The organism is Rhodococcus sp. ARP2, from assembly GCF_001029585.1.
In the GTDB taxonomy this organism is placed as follows: Bacteria; Actinomycetota; Actinomycetes; order Mycobacteriales; family Mycobacteriaceae; genus Rhodococcus_F; species Rhodococcus_F erythropolis.
Window position 1 is genome coordinate 77127 of the sequence record NZ_LEKE01000011.1, and the last position, 16946, is coordinate 94072.

Below are 16946 nucleotides of genomic sequence, written 5' to 3' on the forward strand. Positions count from 1 at the left end.
TAGGCGAGAGACGCCCCCTCTTTTTCCTACGGGCGATCCGTAGCAGGGGATGCGGCGCGTCGCCACTGCGATTCGTTCTCGATCATCCATGTGAGCAGGTGCTCCGCCGCCGCCTCGTCGGAGTCCGGGCCGACCAGCAGATCGGCGAACGCTTGGCTGGGGGCGACGATGCGGATGCCGTCGCGGGTGAGCAATCGGTCGAAGGCAGACGGTGAGAGGGGAGCGGTGATCCACACGTCACCGCCGGATTCCACACGCCGTAGTCCGAGAGCGTCGGCGAACTGATCGACGTTGTCGGCATGGAAGTGGGCACGTCGAGTGGGCGCGTACCGAGCAAAGGGTGCCGCCGCTATCGATGCGGTACCGGCGTAGATGTGACCGCTGAGCTGACGCAGTTGATCGAATAGTGCTTCCAACCCGTCCGGCGCGTGAAAGCCGTGAGGCGTCGGCGCTTTGGCGCCGGCTTCAGCCGCCCATTCACGAAGCATCTTCGGCCAGCGGACGTCACCGATCCCGCCGCGGGGGAGCCTGGTCACCAATTCACGATCCGACAGTGTCTGAACCACCCGATAGGTTGCTCCCGTCGACGCACCGGCCAGGCGCACCAAGGCAGTGATCGCCAGTGGCGCCGCGAAATCGGCAAGCGCACGCACGACGCGAGCTGACGGATCGCCCGTCAGTTGTCCGGAAGGACGTCCGGGCCCCCGCCACGGATCGGCGTCGGCTCCGCGTCCACGCACCCAGACGGCGGGTCGATCAGCGGTCAACGACACATTGCCCGTGGCGTCTGCGTACGAGATCGCGTGGGAATCGAGCTGCCGGCGGACCGGCTCGGACAGATATTTTGCGCACACGAAGCCGGGTTGACCGGTGGGGAAGCGATCGGCGATACCGGGAACGTCGCTGCTCAGGACACCGTGAGCGGCGTAGACGCCGAATTTGGCCACCGCGCCGTCAGGGGAGCGGAGGTCGAGTCGGAGTGGCGCCTCGGACAGGTCGGGGGAGCGCTGTGTCGACAAAGACCAGGTAGGAGGCAAATTTTCTTCGATGACGGCAACCGATCGCCGAAAAATGTCGATCGGCCGTTCCGGTTCCGACTCAGATTCGCTCATGTTCCAATGGTATCAATATCTGTCGACGACGGAAACACAAGATTTTCCGAATAATGTTCGCCCTGACAGCCTCGCGACAACGGTGGTCACTTTCGCCGACAAACTCACTACCTACACAACTTCAAATTCGAAACTGCCGAGACCGATCAGCGTTGCTTCGGCATGATCAGGGGAGCGACGACGGCGAGCAATAATGCGGGGATCAGGAAGCTCGCGGCAGGCGAAGAGTCGTAGATCGGTGTCAGGGCCAGGGGAGCAAGAGCGGCGCCGCCGAAGCGCATCGCTTGGACGACCGACACGGCGCCGCCACGGTTGGGCCCCGCGGATCCGAGCACCGCCGCGTTGACGCCGACAAGGACGAACTGGCTCGCGACACCTGCGACAAACCATGCGATCGCGATCACCGGCACCAAGCCGGCAAGGCCGACGACGGAGACCAGAACTGCTCCGCCCAGTGCACCGATCATCACGGAGGAGCGTGCGCCGATGCGATCGATGAGGATTCCGATGCGCCGGGCCGAGAGGATGCCGGCCACGCCGAAGACAGTGAGCAGTAGGCCGCGGACGGTGGGGGACAGCCCGAACTCGTCTTCGAAGCGGAAGGCGAGCAGGAAGCTCAGTCCACCGAGGGCGCCCCAGCCGAGCAATGCAGCGATACCGATGCGGAGCACTTCGGGGCGTAATGCATCGCGGAGACGGGCGGGAGTGGTCGCTGCCGGTGCTTCGGACTTCGGGAGTCCGACGGCTCCCAGGATGCCCGCGACCACTGCGATGACGAGAAAGGCCAGACGCCAGTCGAATTCGGCCGCCAGTCCGCCGATCAACGGAGCCGACGACTGCCCTGCAGCCTGGAATGCGCCGAAGGCGCCAAGGGCTCGACCCAATCGAGCCTGCGGAGTTGCGGCCGCCAATGAAGCAAGCAGCAGCGGCGTGGTGAATGCGTTCGCGGATCCCTGCAGTACCCGGGCGGCCAGGAAGATCTCGAGTGTCGGGGCGAGGAAGCATGCCAACGACGCGAAGACGTAGACGCCGTATGCGATCCGCACCGTCCGGACCTTGCCCCACCGTGTCCCGAGCGTCCCCGACACCAACATCAGAGCGGCGAAGGGGAGCAGGTACGCGGTGAGGGAGGAGGCGGCCGCCGACGGTCCGACCCCTAGATCGTCACCGATCTCGGGGAGGATCGAAGCAACCACGCCGCCGCCGAACGGGCCGAGGAACCCGCCGGCGTACAGCGCGATCAGTTGAAGCCGGAGGCGCAGTGGGCGCTGCGTACTTCCACCTTCTTCTGGAGTGTTCTTGCTCACAGTCCGAAGCTGCCGGGGCCTCGCCGTCTGAGGTAGCGCTCGAATTCCGCCGCGATGGCGTCGCCGTCGATCTTGGAGATTGCTTCGCTGATGTCGGTTTCGGCGTCTCCCCGCTCTTCCAGGGTGCGCACGTATTCGCCGATTTCCTCGTCGTCCGCGGTCATTTCGTTGACCGCTTCCTCCCAATCCTCCGACTGAGCTGGGAGTTCACCGAGGGGGACCTCGATGTCGAGAACATCCTCGACTCGTTGAAGGAGGGCCACTGTGGCCTTCGGGTTGGGTGGCTGCGAGACGTAGTGCGGAACCGCTGCCCAGAACGAAATAGCGGGTACACCAGCACGAACGCACTCATCCTGAAGAACTCCGGTGATGCCTGTCGGGCCTTCGTATCGGGTCTGTTCGAGGTTGAATCGTGCCGCGGATTCGCTGCTGTACGCCGTGCCCGTGACCGGCACCGGGCGGGTGTGCGGAGTATCGGCGAGCAGGGCTCCGAGGATGACCACCGTCTTGACGTTCAGTTGGTCGATCAACTCGAGCAGATCCTCGCAGAAACTGCGCCACCGCATGTTGGGTTCGATCCCGCGAAGAAGGACGATGTCGCTCTCACTGCCTGGAGGCGAACAGACCGACAAACGTGTTGCCGGCCAAACGATTTCGCGAGTGACACCGTCGACCTGACGGACCGTGGGACGGTTGACCTGGTAGTCGTAGTAGTCCTCGGAATCGAGTTCGGCGAGCGGCTGGGCATCCCAGATCAGCTCGAGATGTTCGACCGCACCGCTGGCTGCGTCACCGGCGTCGTTCCAGCCCTCGAAAGCTGCAACGAGGATGGGATCACGTAGGACAGGGATGTCGCCCTCGAGGCGGTCGCTGCTGTCGACGGCAAAGCCGTCAGGGCTCTCGAAGGCCGCGGAATCGTCGAAATCGACCGGGCCGTCGGGAGTGACGGGGAACTCACTTGGACTCACCCACCCAGCCTACGGCCAGAGCTTGTCGGTGCGCCCACTACTCTGGACGGCATGTCTGCCCCATTTAACTCTGCCCTGCTTGATGCGCTGAAACAGCGCGTTGTCATCGGCGACGGAGCGATGGGCACCATGTTGCAGGCCGCGGACCTCACCCTGGACGACTTCCTCGGCCTCGAGGGGTGCAATGAGATCCTCAACGACACCCGTCCCGACGTGCTCAAAGACATCCACCGTGCGTACTTCGCCGCTGGTGCCGATGCCGTCGAGACCAACACCTTCGGTTGCAACCTGCCCAACCTCGCCGACTACGACATCTCTCACCGGATCCGCGAACTCGCGGAAAAAGGCACTGCTCTCGCCCGTGAAGTAGCGGACGAGATGGGACCAGGCCGCGACGGCATGGCCCGATTCGTACTCGGCTCGATGGGACCGGGAACCAAGCTCCCCAGCCTCGGGCACGCACCGTACGCAGTCCTTCGTGACGCGTACACCGAAGCTGCGCTCGGCATGATCGACGGTGGCGCCGACGCCATCCTCGTCGAAACCTGCCAGGACCTGCTTCAGGTGAAGGCGGCCATTCTCGGCAGTCAGCGCGCGATGGAGCAACTCGGACTGCGGTTGCCGATCATCACGCACGTGACGGTAGAGACAACTGGAACGATGCTCCTGGGCAGTGAGATCGGTGCGGCGCTGACGGCACTCGAGCCACTCGGTATCGACATGATCGGCCTGAACTGTGCCACCGGGCCGGCCGAGATGAGCGAACATCTCCGGCACCTGTCCAAGTACTCGACGCTGCCGGTGTCGGTCATGCCCAATGCAGGTCTGCCGCAGCTCGGCCCCAAGGGCGCCGAGTACCCGCTGACCGCCGACGAATTGGCCGAAGCCCTCAGTGGTTTCGTTTCCGAGTTCGGACTCGGCCTCGTAGGCGGCTGCTGCGGTACGACACCCGAGCACATCAGCGCGGTCGCCGACGCGGTCCGTCAGGTCGAGAAGGCCCAGCGCACCCCGATCCACGAGCCGAGTACCTCTTCGCTGTACTCGGCGGTGCCGTTCGAGCAGGACGCCAGCATCCTGATGATCGGTGAACGCACGAACTCCAACGGCTCCAAGGCTTTCCGCGAGGCAATGCTCTCCGCGGACTACCAGAAGTGCCTGGACATCGCCAAGGACCAGACCCGCGACGGCGCACACATGCTCGACCTCAACGTCGACTACGTGGGCCGCGACGGTGCCGCCGACATGTCGGAACTGGCCAGCCGTCTGGCGACGTCCTCGACGCTGCCGATCATGCTCGACTCCACCGAGCCTGCCGTGTTGCAGGCCGGTCTCGAACACCTCGGTGGCCGCTGCGCTGTCAACTCCGTCAACTACGAGGACGGCGCCGGCCCCGAATCGCGTTTTCACAAGATCATGACGTTGGTCAAGGAGCACGGCGCGGCGGTCGTCGCCCTGACCATCGACGAAGAGGGCCAGGCTCGCACCGCCGAGACCAAGGTCGCCATCGCCAAGCGTCTGATCGAGGACATCAAGGGAAACTGGGGACTCGCCGAGTCCGACATCATCGTCGACGCCTTGACCTTCCCCATCTCCACCGGTCAGGAAGAGGTGCGACGCGACGGCATCGAGACCATCGAAGCCATCCGTCAGCTCAAGGCTGCGTACCCGGAACTGCACTTCACCCTGGGTATCTCGAACATTTCGTTCGGTTTGAACCCGGCCGCACGGCAGGTCCTCAACTCGGTGTTCCTGCACGAGTGCACCGAGGCCGGTCTGGACACGGCGATCGTTCACGCGTCCAAGATTTTGCCGATGGCGCGAATTCCGGACGAGCAGCGTGAAACCGCACTCGACCTGGTCTACGACCGTCGTAGCGAGGGCTACGACCCGCTGCAGAAGCTGATGGCTCTGTTCGAGGGTGTCTCGGCTGCGTCGGCGCGCGAGTCCCGTGCGCAGGAACTCGCCGGACTTCCGTTGTTCGACCGGCTCGAGCGTCGCATCGTCGACGGCGAGCGCAACGGCCTCGACGACGATCTCACCGAAGCGATGACGGTCAAGTCCCCGATCGAAATCATCAACGAGACACTGCTTTCGGGCATGAAGACCGTCGGTGAACTGTTCGGTTCCGGACAGATGCAGTTGCCGTTCGTTCTGCAGTCCGCCGAGGTCATGAAGGCAGCAGTTGCGTTCCTCGAGCCGCACATGGAAGCGACGGACGACGACGGCAAGGGTCGCCTCGTCATTGCGACGGTCAAGGGCGACGTCCACGATATCGGCAAGAACCTTGTCGACATCATCTTGAGTAACAACGGTTACGACGTCGTGAACCTCGGCATCAAGCAGCCCATCGCGACCATTCTCGATGCTGCGATCGAGCACAAGGCCGATGTCATCGGCATGTCCGGACTGCTCGTGAAGTCGACAGTGGTCATGAAGGACAACCTCAAGGAACTGAACTCTCGCGGTGTCTCGGAACAGTTCCCGGTTTTGCTGGGTGGTGCCGCGCTGACGCGTTCGTACGTCGAGAACGATCTGCAGGAGGTGTACGAGGGCGACGTCAGCTATGCCCGCGACGCTTTCGAGGGTCTGAACTTGATGGACCAGATCATGACGACCAAGCGCGGCGGCGGCCCGGCGCCGGACAGCCCAGAGGCCATCGCTGCTCGCGAGAAGGCTGCCGAGCGTAAGGCTCGTCACGAGCGTTCCAAGCGCATCGCCGAAAAGCGTAAAGCTGCAGCGGTTCCCGTCGTCCTGCCGGAGCGTTCCGATGTCGCTACCGACATTGCGGTGCCGACACCGCCGTTCTGGGGCTCGCGCATCGTCAAGGGAATCTCTCTGTCCGAGTACTCGGGGCTGCTCGACGAGCGCGCTCTCTTCCTCGGCCAGTGGGGCCTTCGCGGTCAGCGCAAGGGCGACGGTCCGACGTACGAGGAACTGGTCGAGTCGGAAGGCCGTCCGCGGCTCCGGTACTGGCTCGATCGGCTGACGTCCGAGGGCATCCTCGCGCACGCCGCGGTTGTGTACGGCTACTTCCCGGCGATCTCGGAGGGCGACGACGTCATCGTGCTCACCGAACCGAAACCGGATGCACCTGAACGGTTCCGGTTCACCTACCCGCGTCAGCATCGCGACCGTTTCCTGTGCATCGCTGACTTCGTGCGCTCGCGTAAGGAAGCAGAAGCGACCGATCAGGTCGACGTTCTTCCGTTCCAGTTGGTGACGATGGGTCAGCCGATCGCGGACTTCGCCAACGAGTTGTTCGCGTCGAACTCGTACCGTGATTACCTCGAGGTTCACGGAATCGGCGTCCAACTCACGGAATCTCTGGCCGAGTACTGGCATCGACGCGTTCGTGAAGAGCTTGTGCTCCCCGAGGGGCATACCGTCGCGGAGCAGGACCCGACCGAGGTTGCCGGCTACTTCGATCTCGAGTACCGCGGCGCTCGTTACTCGTTCGGATACGGCGCGTGCCCGGACCTCGAGGATCGTGCCAAGTTGGTGGCGTTGCTCGAACCCGAGCGAATCGGCGTCGAATTGTCCGAAGAACTGCAGCTGCATCCCGAGCAGTCCACGGACGCTTTTGTCCTGCACCACCCGGAAGCAAAGTATTTCAATGTCTGAGTTGTTGACCGAGGTATCCGAATCGACCCTCGGTGGTGTCCTGTGGGACATGGACGGCACCCTGCTCGATTCGGAGAAGCTGTGGGACATCGCGCTTCGTGAGCTGTCCCTACGCCTGGGCGGACCGATGACGGAAGCGACACGCATCGCCGTCATCGGTGCGTCGAGCCCCTTCGCTCTGGCGACGGTGTTCGACGCGCTCGGCCTGGAGAAGCATCCCGATGCCGTCGCCGAGGCGAAGGACTGGATGTACACCCGCGTCGGCGATCTGTTCGAGGACGGCGTGACCTGGCGGCCGGGTGCTCGCGATGCACTGGCGACCGTGCGTGACGGTGGTCTGCGTTCTGCACTGGTCACCAACACCGAGCGAGTACTGGTCGATCGGGCACTCGGCATGCTCGGCCGTGAATTCTTCGACCACTCGGTGTGCGGCGACGAGGTTCCCAACGGAAAACCGGCGGCGGATCCGTACCTGCGCGGAGCGCATCTACTCGGACTCGAGCCGGCGCAGTGCCTCGCCATCGAGGACTCGCCGACCGGTACTGCGTCGGCAAGCGCCGCGGGTTGCGCGGTGCTCGTCGTTCCGTGTGAGGTCGATGTCCCGGAGGGGCCTGGACGCGTGTTTCGAGAGTCTCTGGTGGACTTGTCCATTCACGATCTTCACGACGTTCACTCGAGCGCGGCACGTTAGGCGGGATTTGCTGTGGCTATTCCGAAAATTGTTCTGTTCTACCAGTTCACGCCGTTGGCGGACCCGGAAGCGATCAAGCTGTGGCAGCACAGCCTGGCCGAGTCCAACAACCTGACGGGCCGGATCATCGTCTCGCCTCACGGAATCAATGCGACGGTCGGCGGAGACATCGAGGATGTCAAGCGATACGTCCGCGGAACGCGTGGCTACGAGCCGTTCCGTACCGCTGACATCAAGTGGTCGGACGGACTCGGAAACGACTTCCCTCGCCTCAGCGTCAAGGCTCGCTCGGAGATCGTGACGTTCGGAGCCCCCGACGAGCTGAAAGTCGACGAGAACGGTGTTGTCGGTGGCGGAGTTCATCTGGCGCCCAAGGAACTACACGAACTCGTCGACAGTCGCGGTGACGACGTTGTGTTCTTCGACGGCCGCAATGCATTCGAAGCCGAGATCGGCCGCTTCCGGGATGCGGTAGTTCCGGACGTCGCCACCACCCGCGATTTCGTCGACGAACTCGACAGTGGAAAATACGACCATCTCAAGGGCAAAGCCGTAGTCACCTACTGCACTGGCGGAGTGCGCTGTGAGGTGTTGTCTTCGCTGATGCGCTCACGTGGCTTCGACGAGGTCTACCAGTTGGACGGCGGAATCGTCCGTTACGGCGAGACTTTCGGCGACCGCGGCCTCTGGGATGGTTCCCTGTACGTGTTCGACAAGCGGATGAACATCGAGTTCTCATCCGAAGCCAAGACACTCGGCGTGTGTGTCGATTGTGGTACTCCGACACCGCGGTACCGCAATCGGATCGACGGCGACGGCCGCACCCTCGAATTGCTCTGCGAGAGTTGTTCACCAGACCTCGAGCAGGACTGAGCAGTGCCCAAGGCACCGTTGCCGATCCGAAACGGTCTCGGACCCGACCGGCTGCGGATGCCGGCGGAGTCGTCGGCGCATACCGTCCTCGAGCATCTGATCGGCGAGCACCCGGGGGAGCGGGACCTGTGGGCGGACCTCGTGAATGCCGGAGACGTCGTCGACGAGCACGGGCGGAAGATCACGAGTCGAACGCCCTATCAGCCGACCCGCTTCGTGTACTTCTACCGCGAGCCGGCCCCCGAGATTCCGGTTCCGCACGAGATCAAGATCTTGTACCGCGACGACTCCATTCTCGTGATCGACAAACCGCACTTCCTGGCGACCATTCCGCGGGGAGCGCACATCGTCGAAAGCGCCGTCGTGCGACTGCGTCGTGATCTGGATCTTCCGGACCTTGCGCCCGTTCACCGCCTCGACCGAATGACGGCGGGTGTCATCGTGTTCACGGTGACACCGGACCTACGACGGCCGTACCAGGAACTTTTTGCCGAGCAGCGGATCGTCAAGGAATACGAGGCGATTGCAGGGTTCGATCCGGAACTGACTTTCCCTCGCACGGTGCGTAGCCGCATCAACAAAGTTCACGGCGAGATGACGGCTACCGAGATCGATGGCGAGCCGAACAGTGAGACTTCGATCGAACTTATCGAGACGATCACCGACTCGGCCGGCCGGACTCTCGGCCGATACAGGTTGCTCCCACGGACCGGCCGTACCCATCAGCTTCGGCTGCACCTCAACTCGCTGGGCGTCCCGATCGTCGGTGACAATTACTACCCCGAGTACCTTCCCGCGGTGCCCGGCGACTTCTCGACTCCGTTGCGATTGTTGGCGCGGGCGTTGGAATACCCGGATCCGATCACCGGGCAGACTCGCAGGTTCGTGAGTTCGCGCAGCCTCGACGCAGGCCTGTGAACACCGCTGTTCGTGGGCGTGTGCAAACCGCTTCCGTCCTCGTGAAAGAATGTGTACCCGTGAAGACCTTCGAATCCTTGTTCGCCGAATTGACCGAGCGTGCTGCTACTCGCCCCGAGGGGTCCGGCACTGTCGCCGCCCTCGACGCCGGTGTGCATGCTCAGGGCAAAAAGGTCATCGAGGAAGCCGGTGAAGTGTGGATCGCTGCGGAATACCAGAGCGATGAGCAGCTAGCCGAGGAAATTTCCCAGCTGCTGTACTGGACGCAGGTGTTGATGGTCGGTCGCGGACTGACCCTCGAGGACGTGTACCGACATCTGTGATCGGAGCTGACCAGCGAGATGTTCGCCATCTCGCTCGTCCAGGGCTTCCGATTCATGTCGTCTCACGTCACCCACACCTTCCGAAAGGACATCCACCATGCTGCGCGTAGCAGTTCCCAACAAAGGCTCACTGTCCGAGTCCGCCGCCGAAATTCTCAGCGAGGCCGGCTACCGTCGACGCACCGATTCCCGTGATCTGACGGTCCTCGATCCTGCCAACCAGGTCGAGTTCTTCTTCTTGCGTCCCAAGGACATTGCGATCTACGTCGGCTCCGGTGAGCTGGATCTCGGCATCACTGGTCGTGATCTCGCCGGCGACTCGGGCGCTCCCGTATCCGAGCGTCTGTCACTGGGCTTCGGCCGTTCGTCGTTCCGCTACGCAGCACCAGCAGGCAAGGACTGGGCCGTTGAGGATCTGTCCGGCCTGCGCATTGCGACGTCGTACCCGAACCTTGTCCGCAAGGACCTCACCGATCGCGGACTCGACGCAACCGTCATCCGTCTCGACGGAGCAGTGGAGATTTCGATTCAGCTCGGTGTCGCCGACGCGATCGCCGACGTGGTCGGGTCGGGTCGTACTCTCCGCCAACACAACCTCGTTGCTTTCGGTGAATCGCTCTGCGATTCCGAAGGTGTCCTGATCGAGCGCACCGGCGCTCCGCAGGACGATCCCGCACGCAATCAGCTCATCGAACGCGTACGCGGAATTGTCTTCGCGCAGCAGAATCTGATGATCGACTACGACTGCCCGCGCACCATCCTCGACGACGCGATCAAGATGACTCCGGGTATGGAGTCGCCGACCCTCTCGCCGTTGGCTGACCCCGACTGGGTCGCGGTTCGCGCGATGGTTCCGATCAAGGGACACAACCAGGTGATGGATGCCTTGGCGGAACTCGGCGCCAAGGCCATCCTCGCGTCGAACATCCGCTCGGTACGCGCTTTCTGATCACCGTCTGAATAGATTTACGCGCATTCGCGCCCGTTCCTGGAAATCAGGAACGGGCGCGAATCTGCAAAGTCTGGGCGATACGGCCGACGGCACCCTGCTCGTCGTAGAGCACTCCCGCACACATGCCGACGCCGTCCGGACCGGTAGTGGTTTCGGCGGCGACACCGACCCACTCGCCCTCGGGTACACGGAAGATATGCACCGTGAGATCGGTGTTGAGGAACGTCCAGTGCTCAGGGTCGAGCTTGGCGCCGACGCCGTTGGAGATGTCGGCCACCGCGAACAAACGCTCGAGGGCAGACATCTTCTCGCCCTCGACCAGCTCGGGCTTGGGGCGCGCCCATACCTTCCCGGTTCCCACGCACCCGATCGGAGCAATCCAGGACCAGTCGAGGGTCTTGAGGTAGCCGACGCTCCAGAGACCCTCGAGAACGCCCGGGGTGCCGCTGTCACGGGGTTCGAGCGGGGGATCGACTACGTGGACGACCTCGCCGGTATCGACGGTCTCCATCCGCCATGCCGTACCGCGCGCAACCGCGCGGGCAGATCCGTCGGCGGTGGTTGCCCACAGCTCGGCGACGATCAATTCGATTCGGCGACCGGGGCGTTCGATCCACGACCGGACTTCGAGGTCGGCAATCGGAATAGGCCCGAGAATCTCGACGACGACGCGCGTCAGACGGGTTTCGTCGCGCGCACCACACCGCTCGAGTGCTCGTACCAACAGCGCCGACGGGGGAGCACCGTGCTGCAGTGTCGGGCCCCAGATGCTGACAGTCGCCTGCGTGCTCGCGAACCGCTCGTGCCCTTCCTCCGTGGTTCCGAGGTAGCGGTAGTACGAACTGTCCGTCATGTTATGAATTCTCCTTTGCAGCAACAGGTTCGGTGCTCAGCAGGTCCGGCCAACCTGGATACGGCGGTGGTGTTCCGCCGAACGAGGGGCACAGTGACTTGTGATCGCACCAGTCGCACAGTTTGCCAGGCTTGGGTCTGAAGTCTCCGGTCGCACCTGCCGCGAGGATCGCCTTCCAAATGGCGGAGAGGGTCCGCTCGAATCGAATGAGCTCGTCGTGATCCGGGGCGTACATGAGAATCGAGCCGGAGGCCAGATAGATCAGGCGCAGTTGCGCGGGAACGATTCCGCGAGTGCGCAGTAGTACGAGCGCGTAGAACTTCATCTGGAAGAGCGCTTTGGACTCGGTGAACTCGCGGGGTGCCTTTCCGGTCTTGTAGTCGACCACCCGCACCTCACCGGTCGGTGCAACGTCTATCCGGTCGACGAAGCCGCGTAGTCGAACGCCGTTCTCCAACTCGGTCTCGACGTAGACCTCGCACGCCTCGGCATCGAATCGAGTGGGATCTTCGAGCGTGTAGTACGTCGCGACGAGCTTGCCGACTTCGCCGAGAAACGCGTCCAGCTCGTCTTCCGGAATCAGATCAGCTGCCTCGGGAGACTCGGCACTGACACGTTCCCACGCGGGACGGACGAGTTCGGCTGCGCGATCGGGAACCCGGTGACCGGTCGGGAGTGCAAACAGCGCTTCCAAGGCCGCGTGGACGACGGTGCCTCTGACCTGGGCTCTGGTAGGTGTTTCCGGAATTCTGTCGACCGCTCGGAACCGGTAGAGCAGGGGGCATTGCTTGTAGTCACCCGCACGCGACGGAGAGAGCGCCGGCCGACTACGCGGGCGCTCCTGTGATGTTGCACCCGTTGGAGTGGGGGTTGGCAATTCGACAGAGCTCACACCTGGCAGGCTATGCGGTTGGTCCGACAACTCCGTCGGAGCCGGTGGCGAGGACACCGGAAACAAGCGAACAGGGATCATCTGCGCATGGCGAACGAGCTGCAACCAGAAGAAGTCACGACCGAAGTGGATGAGGTTGTGCAGTCCGCTGTCGCCGAGATTCCCGAACAAGAGCTTCCAGAAGCTGATCTCACTGCGCCGGGCAAGCGGCCGTCGGGGCCGTTTCGCGTCGGCGACCGAGTCCAGCTGACCGACGGCAAGGGACGCCACTACACGATCGTTCTCGAGGCGAACCGCGAGTACCACACCCACAAGGGCGGAATCGTTCACAACGATTTGATCGGCGCCGACGAGGGCAGCGTCGTCAAGTCGGTCAACGGCACGCCCTACCTCGCCCTGCGCCCGCTACTGGTCGACTACGTGCTGTCCATGCCGCGCGGTGCACAGGTCATCTACCCGAAGGACGCAGCTCAGATCGTCCACGAAGGCGACGTGTTTCCAGGAGCACGCGTGCTCGAAGCCGGAGCCGGCTCCGGCGCACTGACGTGTTCACTACTGCGTGCCGTCGGACCCGAGGGCAAGGTCATCTCCTACGAGGTCCGCGACGATCATGCCGAACACGCGGTTCGCAACGTCGAGACCTTCTTCGGTGAACGTCCGCCGAACTGGGAACTGACCATCGCCGATCTGGCAGAGTTCGATCCGGAAGCACACGGCGGCAAGGTCGATCGCGTCGTACTCGACATGCTGGCTCCATGGGACGTCCTGCCCGCCGTCTCGAAGGCGCTCGTGCCAGGCGGCGTGTTGATCGTCTACGTCGCGACCGTTACTCAGCTCTCGAAAGTCGTCGAAGCGATGCGTGAGCAGGAATGCTGGACCGAGCCACGGTCGTGGGAATCGATCGTGCGCGGTTGGCACGTCGTCGGTTTGGCAGTGCGTCCCGAGCATCGGATGCAGGGCCACACCGCGTTCCTCGTGAGCGCTCGTCGTCTGGCCGAAGGAACGGTCACCCCGAAGCCGCAGCGGCGCGCGGGCAAGGGCTCGAACACGGCAGCCAAGTAGTCACACGAAAACAACAAGAGCGGCGATCCGGATACCGGATCGCCGCTCTTGTCGTAGCTGGAAGTTAAGCGGTGCAGGAAGCGCGGCCCATTTCCAGGAGCACGCATGCCGAGGTGTCGGACAGCTTCCAGGATCCGTCTTCGAGCTCCCAGGTCCACGGGGTGGCCGGTGCGGCGCCGTGCGGGCTGACGACGGCGACGTCTGCGGTTGCGGTCTGACCGTCGACCTTGACGTTGTCCACGTTGAACGTGATCGCGTAGGCCGGGTTACCGCCCAGCGCAGCACTCATCGTCTCGATGTTGGCCTGACGCTTGGTTCCGTCGACCACCAGAGCGGTCTTCTCCTCGATCGGCTTGGCCGGATCGATCAGAGCGACGAGCGAAGCGTTGAGCTCCTCGGCCGTCGGAGCCGTTGCGGCAGCGGCAGCTGACGTCGTAGCGGAAGCCGAGGCCTTGGCCGTGGTGCTCGAGGCGGCGACCGAAGTCGAGCTGGCCGCCGTCGAATCCTTGTTGTCGTCCGAGCTGCATGCGCCCATGGTCAGGACGGCAGCGACGGCACAAGCGCTGATGAGAGTCTTGCGGATGATCACAGCGTTACCTTTCGTTGTAAAGAGAGACAGGCGCTGTCTCCATCTTGTAGGCAAGGCTAACATGACCAAAACCTGGCTCGAGACCAGTCGGCACGGTCCGTACTCACGTGTGAATTCGCACTCGCGCACCGTGTCTGGCGACACTTGGGGCCTTATGCCGGTAGCGTTGATGGATCGCACTGGGAGGAGACGCACATGAGCTCGACAGAGAACCCGGATTCGGTTGCGGCAGCAGAAGAACTCCACGCGCTACGAGTGGAAGCACAAGTACTGCGCCGACAACTTGCACAATCGCCGGAGCAGGTGCGTGAGCTGGAGTCGAAGGTGGACTCGCTGTCCATCCGAAACAGCAAGCTGATGGACACCCTCAAGGAGGCCCGTCAGCAGCTCATCGCACTTCGTGAAGAAGTCGACAGACTCGGTCAGCCGCCGAGCGGTTACGGAGTCCTTCTCTCGGTACACGAGGACAAGACCGTCGACGTGTTCACGTCGGGTCGCAAGATGCGATTGACGTGCTCACCGAACATCGACACGGACACCCTTGCCCTCGGACAGACGGTGCGCCTCAACGAGGCACTCACCATCGTCGAGGCCGGCACCTACGAGCAGGTCGGTGAGATCAGCACGCTCCGTGAGGTACTCGACGACGGCTTGCGCGCACTGGTGGTCGGTCATGCCGACGAAGAGCGCATCGTCTGGCTCGCAGCACCGTTGGCAGCCGTCTTCGCCGACCCCGAAGCCGACATCATCGCGTACGACGCCGATTCTCCGACCAGGAAACTGCGTCCGGGCGACTCGTTGCTCGTCGACACCAAGGCCGGGTACGCCTTCGAGCGCATCCCGAAGGCCGAGGTCGAAGATCTGGTTCTCGAGGAAGTTCCGGATGTTCACTACGACGACATCGGTGGTCTCGGGCGTCAGATCGAACAGATCCGTGATGCCGTCGAACTCCCGTTCCTCCACAAGGACCTGTTCCACGAATACTCGCTGAGGCCGCCGAAGGGTGTACTGCTCTACGGTCCGCCTGGTTGCGGTAAGACGCTCATCGCCAAGGCCGTCGCCAACTCGTTGGCCAAGAAGATCGCCGAAGCTCGCGGTCAGGACAGCAAGGACGCCAAGTCCTACTTCCTGAACATCAAGGGCCCGGAACTTCTGAACAAGTTCGTCGGCGAAACCGAGCGTCACATCCGGATGATCTTCCAGCGTGCTCGTGAGAAGGCGTCCGAGGGGACGCCGGTGATCGTCTTCTTCGACGAGATGGACTCGATCTTCCGTACCCGTGGTTCGGGAGTCTCTTCCGACGTGGAGACAACGGTCGTTCCGCAGCTGCTCAGCGAGATCGACGGCGTGGAAGGGCTCGAGAACGTCATCGTCATCGGCGCCTCCAACCGTGAGGACATGATCGACCCGGCCATCCTGCGTCCCGGCCGACTGGACGTGAAGATCAAGATCGAGCGCCCCGACGCGGAATCCGCTCAGGACATCTTCTCGAAGTACCTGGTGGACGGTCTGCCGATCAATGCGGACGACCTTGCCGAGTTCGGTGGCGATCGCACCGCATGCTTGAAGGCGATGATCGTTCGCGTCGTCGATCGCATGTACGCGGAGAGCGAAGAGAATCGTTTCCTCGAGGTCACCTACGCCAACGGCGACAAGGAAGTTCTGTTCTTCAAGGACTTCAACTCGGGTGCGATGATCCAGAACATCGTCGACCGCGCCAAGAAGTACGCGATCAAGTCGGTACTCGACACCGGTGCTCCTGGCTTGCGTGTGCAGCACCTCTTCGATTCCATCGTCGACGAGTTCGCCGAGAACGAGGATCTGCCCAACACCACCAATCCTGATGACTGGGCACGTATTTCGGGCAAGAAGGGTGAACGGATCGTCTACATCCGCACTCTCGTCACCGGTAAGAACGCCAGTGCCAGCCGCGCGATCGACACAGAGTCGAACACGGGCCAGTACCTGTAACGAAACGAACACCGATCGGGCCGGCCACTCCACGGGAGTCGTCGGCCCGATCTGTGCGTCGCTGCCGTTCCCTCCGTTGCGATTGGACCGGTCGGTCGCGCTGGTTTAGAGTCCCGCCGTGCAGATACATCTTCGACACAATCCGTCGTCCACTGTCGCTCGCTGCTACCTCGCGCCCGGCGAACCGCTGCGCGTGGAGAGCGGGGCAATGCTCGCGCATTCCGCCGGCGTAGTTCTCGAAGCGAAGGCGCAGGGCGGCGTCCTGCAGGGACTCAAGCGGTCGATGCTCAGTGGGGAGTCGTTTTTCGTCACGACGTATACCGCTCCGCCGCAAGGTGGTTGGGTCGACGTGACCGGCGTGCTTCCCGGCGATCTGATCCCACTGACCATCACGTCCGATCGCCCGTTCTTCCTCAACCGTGGAACCTGGTTGGCCAACTCCTACGGCGTGACCGTCGAGTCCAAGTGGGGAGGCATGTCCAACCTCTTCGGCGGTGAGGGTGGATTCGGTCTGCGGGCAAGTGGCGACGGTGAAGTAGTGCTGGCCGTCTACGGCGCGATCGACGTCATCGACTTGCAGCCAGGCGAGACGGTCACGATCGATACCGGTCACGTGGTCGCCTACGACCTCGGGATGAACTTCAACATGCGGCGCGCCGTTCAGGGGCGCACCATTCAGTCGATGAAGTCCGGTGAAGGATTTGTCTTCGACTTCACCGGCCCAGGACGCGTTCTCGCGCAGACCCGCAACCCCAGCGCGTTTGCTGCTTGGCTCTCGGCGATCACCCCGGGCTGATCACGGTCGCAGCAGTGT

15 protein-coding genes are annotated in these 16946 nt (G+C 63.0%); 9 read left to right on the forward strand and 6 right to left on the reverse strand.

Annotated elements, in window-relative coordinates:
• Nucleotides 1-26 precede the first annotated feature (26 nt).
• The 3 genes from ABX74_RS02545 to ABX74_RS02555 form a co-directional block, all read right to left on the reverse strand.
• The gene (locus ABX74_RS02545) at nucleotides 27-1112 is read right to left on the reverse strand and encodes a hypothetical protein (protein WP_047888145.1); all 1086 of its coding nucleotides are present in this window, start codon (nucleotides 1110-1112) and stop codon (nucleotides 27-29) included.
• Nucleotides 1113-1258: 146 nt separating this feature from the next.
• Entirely contained in the window at nucleotides 1259-2419 is a 1161-nt protein-coding gene (locus tag ABX74_RS02550) for an MFS transporter (RefSeq protein WP_020969675.1), read from the reverse strand.
• Nucleotides 2416-3270, reverse strand: a complete 855-nt coding sequence (locus tag ABX74_RS02555; RefSeq protein ID WP_223257810.1) for a PAC2 family protein — start codon at nucleotides 3268-3270, stop codon at nucleotides 2416-2418. The genes ABX74_RS02550 and ABX74_RS02555 overlap by 4 nt, the downstream gene beginning before the upstream one ends.
• 168 nt (nucleotides 3271-3438) lie before the next feature.
• On the opposite strand from ABX74_RS02555, the gene metH reads away from it, so the two are divergent.
• The 6 genes from metH (at nucleotide 3439) to hisG (ending at nucleotide 10762) form a co-directional block, all read left to right on the forward strand.
• Nucleotides 3439-7008, forward strand: a complete 3570-nt coding sequence (gene metH, locus ABX74_RS02560; protein WP_047888146.1) for a methionine synthase — start codon at nucleotides 3439-3441, stop codon at nucleotides 7006-7008.
• Entirely contained in the window at nucleotides 7001-7699 is a 699-nt protein-coding gene (locus ABX74_RS02565; RefSeq protein ID WP_020907815.1) for an HAD family hydrolase, read from the forward strand. The genes metH and ABX74_RS02565 overlap by 8 nt, the downstream gene beginning before the upstream one ends.
• A 12-nt stretch (nucleotides 7700-7711) precedes the next feature.
• Nucleotides 7712-8572 (forward strand): rhodanese-related sulfurtransferase, encoded by an 861-nt coding sequence (locus ABX74_RS02570; protein ID WP_003944828.1) that lies wholly within the window; start codon nucleotides 7712-7714, stop codon nucleotides 8570-8572.
• A 57-nt stretch (nucleotides 8573-8629) separates the two neighbouring features.
• Nucleotides 8630-9490 carry a pseudouridine synthase gene (locus tag ABX74_RS02575; protein WP_047888173.1) on the forward strand — a complete coding sequence of 287 codons (861 nt, stop codon included), beginning with the start codon at nucleotides 8630-8632 and terminating at the stop codon, nucleotides 9488-9490.
• Nucleotides 9491-9549: 59 nt separating this feature from the next.
• The gene (locus ABX74_RS02580; protein ID WP_003944933.1) at nucleotides 9550-9813 is read left to right on the forward strand and encodes a phosphoribosyl-ATP diphosphatase; all 264 of its coding nucleotides are present in this window, start codon (nucleotides 9550-9552) and stop codon (nucleotides 9811-9813) included.
• A gap of 97 nt (nucleotides 9814-9910) precedes the next feature.
• On the forward strand, nucleotides 9911-10762 hold the full coding sequence (gene hisG / locus ABX74_RS02585) for an ATP phosphoribosyltransferase (protein WP_003944905.1): 852 nt from the start codon (nucleotides 9911-9913) through the stop codon (nucleotides 10760-10762).
• Between the two features lie 46 nt (nucleotides 10763-10808).
• Here the strand turns inward: hisG and ABX74_RS02590 are convergent, their stop codons facing one another.
• Nucleotides 10809-11618, reverse strand: a complete 810-nt coding sequence (locus ABX74_RS02590) for a thioesterase family protein (RefSeq protein WP_019748522.1) — start codon at nucleotides 11616-11618, stop codon at nucleotides 10809-10811.
• Nucleotide 11619: 1 nt separating this feature from the next.
• The gene (locus tag ABX74_RS02595) at nucleotides 11620-12510 is read right to left on the reverse strand and encodes a RecB family exonuclease (protein ID WP_411269021.1); all 891 of its coding nucleotides are present in this window, start codon (nucleotides 12508-12510) and stop codon (nucleotides 11620-11622) included.
• A 138-nt stretch (nucleotides 12511-12648) separates the two neighbouring features.
• Here ABX74_RS02595 and ABX74_RS02600 point away from each other — a divergent pair, with 138 nt between their 5' ends.
• On the forward strand, nucleotides 12649-13572 hold the full coding sequence (locus ABX74_RS02600; protein WP_007729892.1) for a tRNA (adenine-N1)-methyltransferase: 924 nt from the start codon (nucleotides 12649-12651) through the stop codon (nucleotides 13570-13572).
• Between the two features lie 64 nt (nucleotides 13573-13636).
• On the opposite strand, the gene ABX74_RS02605 is transcribed toward ABX74_RS02600, so the two are convergent.
• The gene (locus ABX74_RS02605; protein ID WP_020907811.1) at nucleotides 13637-14161 is read right to left on the reverse strand and encodes a hypothetical protein; all 525 of its coding nucleotides are present in this window, start codon (nucleotides 14159-14161) and stop codon (nucleotides 13637-13639) included.
• Between the two features lie 195 nt (nucleotides 14162-14356).
• Between ABX74_RS02605 and arc the strand changes: the two genes are divergently transcribed.
• Both arc and ABX74_RS02615 read left to right on the forward strand, forming a co-directional pair.
• The gene (arc, locus tag ABX74_RS02610) at nucleotides 14357-16132 is read left to right on the forward strand and encodes a proteasome ATPase (RefSeq protein WP_003944870.1); all 1776 of its coding nucleotides are present in this window, start codon (nucleotides 14357-14359) and stop codon (nucleotides 16130-16132) included.
• Between the two features lie 118 nt (nucleotides 16133-16250).
• Nucleotides 16251-16928 (forward strand): TIGR00266 family protein, encoded by a 678-nt coding sequence (locus tag ABX74_RS02615; protein WP_003944961.1) that lies wholly within the window; start codon nucleotides 16251-16253, stop codon nucleotides 16926-16928.
• The last annotated feature ends 18 nt before the right edge of the window (nucleotides 16929-16946 follow it).

Coding starts and splice junctions, on each gene's coding strand:
- ABX74_RS02545 (WP_047888145.1), bottom strand. CDS start 1,112: ATGAGCGAATCTGAGTCGGAACCGGAACGGCCGATCGACATTTTTCGG.
- metH (WP_047888146.1), top strand. CDS start 3,439: ATGTCTGCCCCATTTAACTCTGCCCTGCTTGATGCGCTGAAACAGCGC.
- ABX74_RS02565 (WP_020907815.1), top strand. CDS start 7,001: ATGTCTGAGTTGTTGACCGAGGTATCCGAATCGACCCTCGGTGGTGTC.
- ABX74_RS02575 (WP_047888173.1), top strand. CDS start 8,630: ATGCCGGCGGAGTCGTCGGCGCATACCGTCCTCGAGCATCTGATCGGC.
- hisG (WP_003944905.1), top strand. CDS start 9,911: ATGCTGCGCGTAGCAGTTCCCAACAAAGGCTCACTGTCCGAGTCCGCC.
- ABX74_RS02590 (WP_019748522.1), bottom strand. CDS start 11,618: ATGACGGACAGTTCGTACTACCGCTACCTCGGAACCACGGAGGAAGGG.
- arc (WP_003944870.1), top strand. CDS start 14,357: ATGAGCTCGACAGAGAACCCGGATTCGGTTGCGGCAGCAGAAGAACTC.